The organism is Myxococcus sp. CA051A, assembly GCF_013336705.1.
Taxonomy (GTDB): Bacteria; Myxococcota; Myxococcia; order Myxococcales; family Myxococcaceae; genus Myxococcus; species Myxococcus llanfairpwllgwyngyllgogerychwyrndrobwllllantysiliogogogochensis.
In genome coordinates, this window is sequence record NZ_JABUMS010000001.1 from 123,100 (window position 1) to 135,467 (window position 12,368).

Consider the following 12,368-nt stretch of genomic DNA (forward strand, 5'->3'; position numbering starts at 1 on the left):
TCAGACCGCCGTCAAGGACATCCAGACACGTTCAAATTACTCACACACCTGGGCGTAGTCGGGGCAGCAGTCGCCGAACTCCGCGCAGCCCGGGTCGCAGAAGCAGCCGTCCGCGGCCTCGCCGCAGAGCCCCACGCAGCTTCCAGGCGCCGCGCAGACGAAGTTGCCCTGGTTCAAGTCACTGAAGAGCAGCACGTTGGGCGAGTTCTGGGGATGCAGCACGCAGTCAAGGGTCGCCGAGGCCTTGAGGTTGGTGTTGATCTGCGCCGGGGTGGCCGAGCGGTGGGTGCTCAGGTATTGGGCCACGGCCCCCGCGACGTGGGGGCTGGCCATGGAGGTCCCGTCGTCGACGTGGGTGGCCACCGCGTCACCAATGGACGCACCGAGGATGCTCACGCCCGGGGCGAACAGGTCCACGCATTGCCCCCAGTTGGAGAACCCCGCCCGGGTGTCCGCGTCGTCGACGGCCGCGACGGTGATGGCCTTGGGTTCGCTCGAGGGGGAGCGGGTGCAGGCATCCACGTTGTCATTGCCAGCGGCGACCACGACGGTGATGCCCTGATTCACCAGGTTGGCCACCGCGGTGTTGACGGGGACGAACGTTTCCCCGGCCAGGCTCATGTTGACGACGCAGGGCCCATCCTGGAGGGGACAGTGCGTCCCGACGAAGTTCAGGCCGGCGATGATGCCAGCCCAGCTTCCCTTGCCCGTGCAGCGCAACACCCGCACGGGATGGACGGTGGCCTCCTTGGCCATCCCGTAGAGGGTGCCAGCGATGGTGCTGCTCACGTGGGTGCCGTGGCCGTTGCAGTCGTCGGTGCCCAGGCCGTCGACCACGGAGGTGAACCCCTCGCCCACCCGGCCGGAGAACTCCGAGTGCTCCGCGTTGAGGCCCGTGTCCAGGACATACACATGGACCCCGGCGCCCGTGCTGCCATGGTCATTGTAGGTGCCGTCGTGGCCCTGGCGCTGGTCCGCCCGGTCGATGCCATCCGCGGGGCTGGGGACCAGCCCCGTGAGCGAGACCTGCTGGTTCTCGTGGATGGAGGCCACGCCCGGGTTTCGCATCAGCCGGTCGAGCTCCGCCTTGTCCAGCCGCGCGGCGAACCCGGGGATGACCGAGTACGGGTGCATCAGCGAGTTGCCTCCACCCGCGCGGGCGATCTGGTTCGCCGCCGCGTCGATGGCCATCCCGGTGACCCCTTCGGAGAAGACGACGATGTACTCATCGGGGATGCGCAGGTCGTCGGGTGCCTTCGCCAGGCGCACGCGCTCGTGAGAGAGGCTCGTGTCGGCCTGGGGCTCTTGCGTCTGTCGCTCACAGCCGCCGCTCCCCACCAGGGCGAGGGTTGCGAGCGCGGACAGGACCTGGGCTCTGTTTCGAGGGCCGCGGAAGAAGTGAGGCTGTGGGGATCGCATGTCGTCTCCGCGTGGGGCAGGTGGACTGGTGGCGCGATGGCAACGGGGCTCCGCTGCCAGGTGGATGTGCTGGAGTGGGGGAGCGGCGGGGGAGACCGCTCGAGGCCGAGGCCGTGTGGCGCCAGGCACCCACGGGAATCCGCTAGACGGCGACTCCGGGGACGGGGTGCCAACGCAATGTTCGCGAGTTAATGACGCCCGCTGGCTTCAACCTATGCAGAGATTCTCAAATTTCACTTAGAGTGAATACTTTCATTGAGGATGCTGCTGAGGCTGAGATTGATTTGACTCTCCACGGTCCGGAGCACGCTGGTGAACTCCTGGGAGGAGAGGTCCAGGCGTTCCATGAGCAGCCGTCGCGTCTCGTCGTGCACGGCCTGTTGGGCGCTCTGGAGCCACCGGGAGACGGTGGACTGGTTGACGCTGAAGAGGGCGCCAATCTTGGTCGTGGAGAGGTGATCCACGAAGTGCAGGCGGAGCAGGTAGCGATGTTCGCTGGGGAGGGCGGCGAAGGCGTCCTCCAGGGCCCGGCGGAACTCGTCGTGGTAGCGGCGCTGGATGACCTCGAGTTCCGGGTCCGAGTGGGGGGCGGGGAGCAGCTCCAGGAGGGCGTCACTGAGTGGGCCTTCGTCGTGGGTCGTCCGGAGCAGGCTCAAGGCCGTGCGCAGGGAGATGACCCGCACCCAGTTGGCCAGGGTGCCCCGACCGGAGTACTCGGCGATCTTCGGTGCGCCTCGGCCGCGCACCAGCAGCCGCTCCCGGACGCGTTGGCGGACCTCGTCGACCACCGCGGGGGACAGCCGCATGTGCGCGAGCACGGAGGGCAGGCTCGCCATGTGGTGTCGCTCGAAGGCGGCGAGCGCCGAGGGAAGGCCCTCCGCGCACGCACACGCGAGGAAGAGGTCCGCTGGCACGAGCTGGGCGAGCAGGTGCGCCAGCGCGTCGCCTGACGCCCGGTGGGGGACGTGGGTGGCCAGATGACAGACGAAGGCGTCGGCGCCCAGGGGGATGTCTGGCCACTGTTCACTGCCCGCCCTCCAGCAACGCAGCAGTTGCTGCTCGAGGCCGTCAGGGGGCTGGGCCCCTTCGCCGCGAGTGCCGATGCGCGCGAGGAATAACGGTGCGAATGCCAAGCCCCCCCCCTTCTGGGCACCATTATATCCCAGCGTATGACCTTGCTGGCTAGGCAGGGTAATCTGGGTGAAGGTCGTCTTTGGGCATGAAAAGGGCGAGTTTCCAGGTTTTCCGAATGAGGCCCGTTTTGTGCGAGGCTTCACCCGGGGTGCTTCAGGGGGGTGGCAAATCCTTTCATCCAGCTGCCTGTGCGAAGAAGAGGTGGTGGCCCTGATGGAAGGGGGGCTGGAGACAGGGGCGCGTGCCCGGGTCCATCACCATGCCGCGGCGTGCCCGGCTTGCCGCGAGTTGCTGGTGGCCGTCGTGCGCAGCGAGGCGTTTCACCTGGACCCGGCGGAGTCGGTGTTCGCTCCGCATCGGATGCCCCCCCTGGGGGAGACGTGGACGCCGCCGACGGAGCTGGACGAGTTCCGATTGATGCGGCTTCTGGGGCGCGGGGGGATGGGGGCCGTGTATCTGGCGCACGACACGTCCTTGGACCGGCTGGTCGCGCTGAAGCTCAGCGTCGCGCTCCAGCCGGACACGAGCACGCTGGCGAGCTTCGCCATCGAGGCGCGGGCCATCGCGCGCATCAAGCACCCGAATGTCGTCACCGTCTTCCGCGCCGGTCAAATCGAGGGGCGGCCCTATCTGGTGTACGAATACGTCGATGGGAAGAGCCTGGCGGAGCTGCCCTTGCCCTTGCCCTGGCGCTACGTGTTGGACATCGCCCTGGGGTTCTCACGGGGACTGAGGGCCGCGCACCAGCGCGGTGTGCTTCACCGTGACCTCAAGCCGGGCAATGCCATCCTGGACTCAGACGGCACCATCAAGCTGCTCGACTTCGGGCTGGCCGCCTTCGTGGGGACGGACCGCTCGACGCCCTGGGCCGTGCCGGGCGTCGTCGGTACGCCTCGCTACATGGCGCCCGAGGTTCGCCTGGGCGCGGCGGCCACGCCGCAGAGTGACCTCTACGCGCTGGGCCTCCTGCTGTACGAGCTTTGCACGGGCAAGGTTCCCCGCGTGAGGCCGACCGCCACCGCGCCGCTGGCAGGGCCGCGAGCCGGGAGCCTGGTGCCGTTGACGGAGCTGGTGCCGGGAATCGACCGGGACTTCGCGGGGGCCATCGAGCGCTGCCTCGCGGACGACCCCGCCGGGCGCTTCGGCCTCGCGGACGCGTTGTGCCTGGCGCTGGAGCGCCTGATGACACCGCTTGGAGGCGAAGCGGCCTTTTCCCCGGAGAGGGCTTCTCCGGGGGCCGTCCAACCCTGGGAAGGGCTCACCACGCTCTGACGGCTTCACGCCGCCGCCTGGTGAGCCTGCGTCAGCGTCCCGGCGAGGGCCGCGGCGCGGGACGCTACAGCTCGACCTTCTTCTCCGTCTGCGTCGTCCCGTCGAAGCGGAGCATCACGCCCTTGTTGTCATAGCGGGTGATGATGTTGACGGGCCGGCGCCAGAGGGACTGGAGGTTCTTGAGCGTCTCTCGGGCGTAGTCGCCCTTGAGGTCCTGCCCGTCGTGTTTGTGCGCGAGCAGCAGCTCTCCCCGGTTCTCGTGGTTGCCGTCCACGACTTCGATGATGGGCTGGCCAAAGTTGGTGAGCCCCTGGAGCAGCTTGCTCTTCACCTTGCGGAACTCGCGGTCGAGAATCTCCCACGAGTTGCGTTTGTCATTGAAGCCATACACGAAGAGCTTCTGCTCCATCGCGAATTCGGGCGTCAGGAACGTGTCGATGAAGGTGATGTCGTTGTAGTGCTTGCGGACCTCGAAAATCTTCTCGCGGCCAGCGCCCGATTTCTTGTCCCAGGAGCGGCGGGCGCGCAAATCGTCACACTCGTCCCACTCCTTGCCGAAGCGGCCCTTGTTCCACCGCTCCTCGATATCCCGCCACAGCTCGATGCCCAGCTTGTAGGGATTGATGGCGCCGGGGCGGGTGCCCATGGTGCCGGAGTGGTGGTCCGCGTAGTCGATGATTTCGTCATCGCGCAGGGCGCGGCGGGTCATGATGGTGGAGTGCCAGTAGCTGGCCCAGCCCTCGTTCATGATTTTCGTCTGGCCTTGCGGCGCGAAGTAATGCGCCTCCTCGCGCAGAATCGCGAGGATGTCCGACTCCCACGGCTCCAGCGGCGCCTCTTCCAGCAGGAAGAGCAGCACGTCGCGCTGGGGGCGTTCGGGGAACTTCTTGGCGCGCTGCTTCTCGTCCTCCACCTTCTTGCGCTGGGAGTCGAGGAACTCCGACGGGTTGATGTAGCCGCGCATGTACTCGCGGCCGACCTTGAAGCCCTCCACGCGCTCGTTGGCCTTCAGCTCGTCTTCCGCCCGCCGGGGGTCCGGGTTGCGCCGGATGTGGGGCGAGTGCTGGTCGATGAGGTTCTCCAGGCTGAGCGTGCGGTCGATGAAGTCCTCGACCTTCTCCACGCCAATCTTGTCCACCCAGCGGCGCACCCGCGTGGCGTGGTTGGCCATCTCGTCAATCATCCGCCGGTTGGTGTGGCGGAAGGAGAAGTTGTTCTTGAAGAAGTCGCAGTGTCCGTAGACGTGGGCCATGACCAGCTTCTGGTCCACCTCCGGATTGCTCTCCATCAAGTACGCGTAGCAAGGGTCATTGTTGATGACGAGCTCATAGATTTTGCTGAGCCCATACTCGTAGCCCTTCGCGAGCTGCTCGTATTCCATGCCCCAGCGCCAGTGGGGGTAGCGCGTGGGGAAGCCGCCGTAGGCGGCCACCATGTTCATCTCGTCGTAGGACACCATCTCGAAGACGGTGTCGAAGAAGTCGAGGCCGAACTCCTTCGCGTAGCCGTGGATTTCGTCCCTCAGCGCGGCGAGACGGGGTGTGAGGCTCTTGGGCATCGGGAAGTCTCTCCGAGGGGCACGTGGGGGAGGCCAGACGTCAGCGGCCCTTGCCGAGGAAGTCCTTGATGGACGCGTAGATGGCGTCCTTGTCCGCGATTTCGCTGAGCGCGACGTTGGGGGTGTCTCCCACCGCCTCGCGCAAGTCCTTGATGAACTGGCCGCTGCCGTAGGGGGACTCCACCTGTCCGTAGGCGAACTGGTTGACGTTGGGCAGCACGTCGTTGCGCAGCATCTCGATGCACTGGCGCGTGTCGTCCGCGCTCCAGTTGTCACCGTCGCTGAAGTGGAACGGGTAGATGTTCCACGCGCTCTTGGGGTAGTCCGCCAGGATGATGTCCCGGCAGAGCTTGTAGGCGCTGGAAATCATCGTCCCGCCGGACTCGCGGGTGTGGAAGAAGGTGTCGCGGTCCACTTCGCGCGCCACCGCATCGTGGATGATGTAGCGCGCCTCCAGGCCCTTGTATTGATGACGCAGCCACGTATCGAGCCAGAAGCTCTCGATGCGGACGATCTCCTTCTGCTCGTCACCCATGGAGCCGGACACGTCCATCATGTAGATGATGACCGCGTTGGTCTCCGGCAGGTCCTGGAGCTTGTAGCTGCGGTAGCGGCGGTCTTCTCGCGTGGGGATGATGACCGGGCGCGCGGGGTCGTACGTGCCCGCGGCGATCTGCCGCCGCAGGGCCTGCTTGAAGGTGCGCTTGAAGTGCCTGAGCGATTCCGGACCGGTGGTGTTGATGCCGGTGTAGCGAATCTTCTGGGTGACGATCTTCTCGTTGTGGCGCCGCTCGATGTTGGGCAGCGACAGCTCCTCGCCCAGGATTTGCGCCAGCTCCTCGAGCGTGACGTCCACCTCCAGGGCGTGGTCTCCCTCGCCCTGGCCGGCCTGGTGGCCCTCCCCGGGCTCCACCGCCCCGGGGCCGAGCTGCTGACCCACCTCGCCCTCTCCCTGTCCGACGCCGCCCTGTTCCTTGTGGCCGTACTTGAAGCGAGGGATGTCGATGAAGGGAATGGGGATGCTGATGGCATCCTTGCCTTTCTTCCCAATCATCTCGCCCTTCTGCACGTACTTGCGCAGGTTGGCTTTGATCTTCCCGCGGACGATCTGCTTGAAGCGGGAATGGTCCTGGTGGATCTTCAAGGTCACGACGGCTCGCCCTTCTCCTGAGGTGGTTACTCCTTCGCGTCGCCGCGGGCGAAGATGCTCGCCACGAAGTTCAGCACGTCCGTGGAGCAGATCTCGCAGTAGCCGTAGTTCTTCATCATCCGGTCCTTCACCAGGTCGATCTTCTCCTGGGTCTCCTTGTCCACGACGGAGGAGACGAGGTTCTTCAGCTTGATGCTGTCCTTCTGGTCCTCGAACAGCTTCAGCTCCAGCGCCTTGTGCAGCCGCTCGTTCGTCCGGTAGTTGAAGGTCTTCCCCTCCACCGCCAGCGCGCCGATGTAGTTCATGATTTCGCGGCGGAAGTCATCCTTGCGGCTGTCGGGGATGTCTATCTTCTCCTCAATCGCACGCATCAGGCGCTCATCGGGCTCTTCGTAGAGGCCGGTGTACTTGTTCTTGACCTTCTCCTTCTGGGTGTAGGCCTTGATGTTGTCGATGTAGTTGCCGCACAGCTTGCCGATGGCGTCCTCGTCGGCGGAGATGGCGCGCTGGACCTCGTTCTTGACGATGTCCTCGTACTCCTGCTTCACGGACGTGAGCAGCTCCTTCATCCGCTTGCGCGCGTCCTCGTTGCTGATGAGCGAGTGCGTCTTGAGACCCGCCTCCAGCTCGTTGAGGACCATGAAGGGGTTGATGCAGCCCTCGCCCTTGTCGCTCACCAGTGCGTTGGAAATCTTGTCCTGGATGTAGCGCGGAGAGATGCCCTCCAGGCCCTCCCGGTTGCTCTCCTTGCGCAGCTCCTTGATGTTGTCTTCGGTGAAGTTGGGGAGCGTCTTGCCGTTGTAGAGCTTGAGCTTCTGGAGGAGGGAGAGGTTGTGCTTCTTGGGCTCCTCCAGGCGGGTGAGGACGGCCCACATGGCGGCCATCTCCAGCGTGTGCGGGGCAATGTGCTTGCCCTTGATGGCGCGGGAGTTGAAGTCCTTCTCGTAGATCTTCACCTCCTCCGCGAGCTTGGTGATGTACGGCACGTCAATCTTCACCGTGCGGTCACGCAAGGCCTCCATGAACTCGTTGTTCTCGAGCTTCTTGTACTCAGGCTCGTTGGTGTGGCCGAGGATGACCTCGTCGATGTCCGTCTGCGGGAACTTCTTCGGCTTGATTTTGTGCTCCTGCGACGCGCCGAGCAGGTCGTAGAGGAACGCGACGTCCAGCTTGAGCACCTCGACGAACTCGATGATGCCGCGGTTGGCGATGTTGAATTCGCCGTCGAAGTTGAAGGCGCGCGGGTCGGAGTCGGAGCCGTACTCGGCGATCTTCCGGTAGTTGATGTCGCCGGTGAGTTCGGTCGAGTCCTGGTTCTTCTCGTCCTTGGGCTGGAAGGTGCCGATGCCCACGCGGTCCTTCTCGCTGAAGATGAGCCGGTGGACGTGGATGTGGTCCATCACCCGGGCGAAGTCACCGTGGTACTGCGTCATCAGGTCCTTGAAGACGAAGCGGCACGCGGGGCACAGCTCGGAGCCGTCGGGAATCGTGTGGCCGGACTCCGGCGGGGAGATTTCCGCGTAGACCTTGGGGCGCCACTCCCGGGGAACGAGGTTGAGGGGCTCCTCGTTCATGGGGCACTTCATCTTCTCCTTCACGGTGGTGCCATCCGGCAGCTTCTTGTCGGTGGTCCAGGAGAAGGTGTACGCGGCGCCTTCGGGCGTCTTGGAGTAGTCCTCCGTGCCCTTCTTGAGCAGGCGGGCGATGGTGGACTTGGAGGAGCCGACGGGGCCGTGCAGCAGGATGACGCGCTTCTCGGTGCCGTAGCCCTGGGCCGCGGACTTGAAGACGTTCACCAGCTTCATCAGCGGCACGTCCAGGCCGAAGATGGCGTCGCGGCCGCCGAACTTCTCGTCGCTGAAGAAGTGGTAGCGGATGAGCTTCTTCTTGTTGTCGATGTACTCCGTCTTCCCGTGGCTGAGGATCATGTCGTAGATCCTCTGGAAGGCGGTGCGTGTCACCTTGGGGTTCTTGCGGACGATTTCGAGGTAGTCCTCGAATGAGCCCTCCCAGGTGAGCTCCGCGTAGGTCTTCGCGTCCTGGAGCGCGGCGATTCTGGAGACCCACGAACCCTTTTCAGCGTCCCTCATGTCTCTCCCTCGGGGGCCGTCCAGGGGTGCGAAATGTTCACACCCGAGGGGGCCAGAATGGTGAACCTGGAGGGCTGGATTGCCATTCCACAACCATCCCGCCGAGGTCCCAGGCACGACAGCCCTGCAGCCAATTCGGGACCCCGCCGCGGAATGGGACCGCGCGTTACGCTCGTGTCAGGGGCAGGACGCCGACCAGGCGCGCCCCCTCCACGGGGTGAAGAGGCAGAGGTGATTATAGGGCGGCGCTGGCGAGGGGGTAGGTGCCCCCCCCGAACGCGAGGGGTATTGAACGCCTGAAGGGTTTTCGGGCGCCCGCGGAAGGGCCAACTGTCCGCTGGTTGTGGGGCGGCGTCTCCGTTCGCTCCACATGTCGGCGTCAGGGTTTGCGTTCGTGCGAGGAAAGAGCGGCAGCCAGGCGGGCGACCCGGGCCTGGAGGGTGATACCTTCGCCCATTTGCGTACGGTGGGCGGGCTGGAAGAAGACGCACGCGCGGTGAGGCTCCGGGCGTTTCGGGGCGGGCTTCGCTGAGGGTGAAGTCGCTGGGAGGGCGAGGGCGGCGGAAGCGGGGGTCGCCAGCTTGGCTTTGTGCCGTGCCTGCGTATCCTGCCGCGCGTCATGGCGACCGCACCTACTCCTGTCTCCCACCCTTCGTCCCCCGTGCCGAGCCTCGCGGCGGTCCCCACCCCCGCGCACGAGCCGAGCACGCGCTGGCTCGTGGGGATTCTGCTGGTGGTGGCCCTGTTGCCGCGGCTGGTGGTGTTCTTCCTCAACGAGAATCTCTACGGCGACGCGGTGGTGCGCACGGAGCTCGCGGAGCGCTGGCTGCGCGAGCCGCACCTCATCACCGCGTACGGGGATGGCGCGTACCAGTTCGGTCCGCTGCACCTGTACCTGGTGGGCGTGGCCCTGTCGGTGTTCGACAGGGAGGTGGCGGGGCGCGTGGTGAGCCTGCTGTTCGGCGTGCTGTCGGTGGTGCCGCTGTTCGCGCTGACGCGGCGGCTGTTCGGCTGGCGCGAGGGCGTGGTGGCCGGGCTGGCCTTCGCCGCCTGGGGCATGCATCTGCAGTTCTCCACCACGGCGGGCAGCGAGGCGGTGTCGCTGTTCTTCATGCTCGCCGCCTTCGCGCTGTACGCGGAAGCGGTGGACGAGAACCGCTTCGCGCCGCTGTTCCAGGCCGCGCTGATGCTCAACCTCGCGTGCGCGCTGCGCTACGACGCGTGGATGTACATCCCGCTGCTCTGCGTGGCGTTGGTCTTCAGCAGCCAGGACAAGGTGGCGGCGTTGACGCGCGCGGTGGGCTTCGGGCTGGCGTGCCTGCCGTTCCCCCTGCTGTGGATGCAGGGCAACGAGCTGATGCACGGCGACCCGTTCTTCCCCGTGAAGGCGGTGGAGGACTTCCATCGCAACTGGGTGCTGTCCTCGGCGGGTTCGGGGGCCGCCATCGGGTGGCGGGTGCAACAGCTGTTCTTCTGGCCCGGGGTGGCGCTGCTCACCCTGTCGCCGGGCGTGGCGTTGCTGGGCATGGTGGGCATGGTGAAGGCGTGGAAGGCGCGGCCGGACACGCGCTGGCTGGTGGCGGCGGCGGTGGTGCCCACCGCGTACTTCACGTTCCGCGCGGTGGTGCTGTTGAACTTCGTGCCGCTGGGGCGCTTCACGGTGACGCAGTTGGTGGTGCTGCCGGTGTTCGTGGCCTTCGGCTTCGCGGCGCTGGTGGGCAGCAAGGGCGAGGGGCTGCGCAAGGCGGTGGTGGGCGTGACGGCGGTGCTCGCGGTGGCGCTGCCGGTGGCCATGGGCCTGTTCACCTTCCACGCGGAGGGACGGCTGCAGGACTCCTTGCGGCCGGTGAGTCCCACGTCGACCAACCCGGTGCCGGTGATGCGGGTGGCGGACTTCGTGAAGGAGCAGGTGGCGGCGAAGGGGGGCGCGGTGGCCCTCGACGACGACCCCAGCTACATGGACCTGCAGGTGGCCTTCTTCTCGGGGCTGCCCGAGGAGCGCATCGCCCGCGTGCGCTGGGACACCTTCCGCAAGCGGCTGGCGGAGGCTCGGCCGGAGGTGTTGGTGCGCTTCGACCAGGGCTCGCTGGTGAAGGACCCCGGCGTGAAGCTGGAGGGCCGCACGCTGACGCTGGATGGCGTCGGCTACGAGGAGGTCGAGGGGTTCATCGCGCCGCTGCACGTGTACCGGCGCCGCGAGTAGGGGGGCCTCAGGGCTTGCGGGGCGCTGCTTGCTGCTTGCGGAAGAACTCCACCTGCCACTGCTTCACGAGCGCCTGGTGGCAGGCGTAGGTGGGGCAGAAGAGGTGCGTGCCGTCGTTGCGTGACACGAAGAAGAGGTCCTCGCAGGCCATGGGCGCGAGCGCGGCCTGGAGCGCCGCGGCGCCCGGGCTGGCGATGGGGCCCGGAGGCAGGCCCGACACCCTGTACGTGTTGTACGGGTGCGGCGTCTGGAGGTCCGCGCGGGTGAGGTTCTTCGTGAAGACGCCGCGCAAGAGGCGCATGGCGTAGAGCACCGTGGGGTCCGTCTCCAGGCGCATGCCCTTGCGGAGTCGGTTGTGGAAGACGCAGGCGATGCGCGGACGCTCCTCGGGCGCTCCCGTCTCCTTCTCCACGATGGAAGCGAGCGTGAAGGTCTGCAGCAGGCTCAGCTTCACGCCCGGCTGCCTCGCCGCGTCCGCCTTCCCGTATTCCTCCAGCGCTCGCGCCACCATCTTCCCGAGCACGGCCTCTTCGCCTACGCCCTTGGAAAAGGTGTACGTGTCCGGGAAGAGGAAGCCCTCGATGGACTTCGCCGGCACGCCTGCTTCTCTCAGGAAGGCCGCATCGGTGGTGAGCGCTTCGAGCTTCTGGAGGTTGAGGCCGATTCCGGATGCCGCGAGCAGGGGGAGGATTTCCTCCGCGCGCAGTCCCTCCGGCACGGTGAAGCGGTGCAACTTCACCTGACCGGTGACGATTCTCTCCAGGACCTGGGCCGGAGTGATGGAGCCCTGGAATTCGTACTCACCGGCCTTCAGTCGGGGCCCGAATCCCTCCTGGCGCAGGTAGCGATAGGTCCGCTCCTCGTCCGGCACCACGCCTCGGGCCGCCAGGAGCCGGGCGAGCGCGCGAGGCCCCGTGCCAGGAGCAACGTCCACCGTCACGGGCGCGGGCAGCGCGGAGGGCGTGTCGGCGAAGTCGTCGAGGTGGCGCGCTTGCTGGAAGTACCAGCCTCCCACGCCCGCCGCCGCGAGGACGGCGAGCGCGAGCACGGCGACCAGGGCCTTCTTCACTCCGAGGGTTCCGAGTCGTAGTCGTCGTAGTCATCCGCGTGCAGTGCCGTCTCCGGGGGGCGGCGGGCGTCCAGCCAGCCCTGGAGGATGAACTGCGCGGCCACCTGGTCGATGACCTCCTTGCGGCGGGCTCGGCTGACGTCGGCTTCCAGGAGCGTGCGGGTGGCGGCCACGGTGGACAGGCGCTCGTCACACAGCTCCACCTGGACACCGAGGGACCGGGCCACGGCGTCCCCGAACTTGCGCGAGGCCTCCGCGCGCGGGCCCTCGGAGCCGTCCATGTTGAGGGGCAGTCCGATGACCATGCGGTCCACCTCGTGCTCGCGCGCCAGGGCGCCGAGGGCGGCGAGGTCCGCCTTGAGCGAGGTTCGTCGGATGGTGGTGACGCCCTGGGCGGTGAGACCCAGGCCATCCGAGACGGCCACGCCGATGGTCTTGGTTCCGAAGTCCAAACCGAAGGTGCGCATGTGCCG

General features: G+C 66.5%; 9 protein-coding genes. 2 read left to right on the forward strand and 7 right to left on the reverse strand.

Features of this window, described 5'->3' with window-relative positions:
- Positions 1-36: 36 nt before the first annotated feature.
- Both HUA74_RS00415 and HUA74_RS00420 read right to left on the reverse strand, forming a co-directional pair.
- Entirely contained in the window at positions 37-1,419 is a 1,383-nt protein-coding gene (locus HUA74_RS00415; RefSeq protein WP_174452988.1) for a S8 family serine peptidase, read from the reverse strand.
- Between the two features lie 233 nt (positions 1,420-1,652).
- A complete protein-coding gene (locus HUA74_RS00420; RefSeq protein WP_174452989.1) occupies positions 1,653-2,552 on the reverse strand; it encodes a sigma-70 family RNA polymerase sigma factor in 900 nt (299 codons plus the stop codon).
- A gap of 214 nt (positions 2,553-2,766) precedes the next feature.
- Between HUA74_RS00420 and HUA74_RS00425 the strand changes: the two genes are divergently transcribed.
- Positions 2,767-3,825, forward strand: a complete 1,059-nt coding sequence (locus HUA74_RS00425) for a serine/threonine-protein kinase (RefSeq protein ID WP_254624896.1) — start codon at positions 2,767-2,769, stop codon at positions 3,823-3,825.
- 64 nt (positions 3,826-3,889) lie between these two features.
- On the opposite strand, the gene HUA74_RS00430 is transcribed toward HUA74_RS00425, so the two are convergent.
- Genes HUA74_RS00430 through HUA74_RS00440 form a run of 3 tightly spaced genes read right to left on the reverse strand, consistent with a single transcriptional unit; the run spans position 3,890 to position 8,623 of the window.
- On the reverse strand, positions 3,890-5,383 hold the full coding sequence (locus tag HUA74_RS00430; RefSeq protein WP_141644900.1) for a SpoVR family protein: 1,494 nt from the start codon (positions 5,381-5,383) through the stop codon (positions 3,890-3,892).
- Between the two features lie 40 nt (positions 5,384-5,423).
- Positions 5,424-6,533, reverse strand: coding sequence for a DUF444 family protein (locus HUA74_RS00435; protein WP_141644901.1), 1,110 nt, complete (start codon positions 6,531-6,533; stop codon positions 5,424-5,426).
- A gap of 26 nt (positions 6,534-6,559) precedes the next feature.
- Positions 6,560-8,623 carry a PrkA family serine protein kinase gene (locus HUA74_RS00440; RefSeq protein WP_141644902.1) on the reverse strand — a complete coding sequence of 688 codons (2,064 nt, stop codon included), beginning with the start codon at positions 8,621-8,623 and terminating at the stop codon, positions 6,560-6,562.
- 619 nt (positions 8,624-9,242) lie between these two features.
- Here HUA74_RS00440 and HUA74_RS00445 point away from each other — a divergent pair.
- Positions 9,243-10,826: a glycosyltransferase family 39 protein gene (locus HUA74_RS00445; RefSeq protein WP_174452990.1), complete on the forward strand. Its 1,584-nt coding sequence runs from the start codon at positions 9,243-9,245 to the stop codon at positions 10,824-10,826.
- A gap of 7 nt (positions 10,827-10,833) precedes the next feature.
- On the opposite strand, the gene mltG is transcribed toward HUA74_RS00445, so the two are convergent.
- Positions 10,834-11,895, reverse strand: a complete 1,062-nt coding sequence (gene mltG / locus HUA74_RS00450; protein ID WP_174452991.1) for an endolytic transglycosylase MltG — start codon at positions 11,893-11,895, stop codon at positions 10,834-10,836.
- Positions 11,892-12,362: a Holliday junction resolvase RuvX gene (gene ruvX / locus HUA74_RS00455; RefSeq protein ID WP_174452992.1), complete on the reverse strand. Its 471-nt coding sequence runs from the start codon at positions 12,360-12,362 to the stop codon at positions 11,892-11,894. Before ruvX ends, mltG begins: the two co-directional genes overlap by 4 nt.
- Positions 12,363-12,368 lie beyond the last annotated feature (6 nt).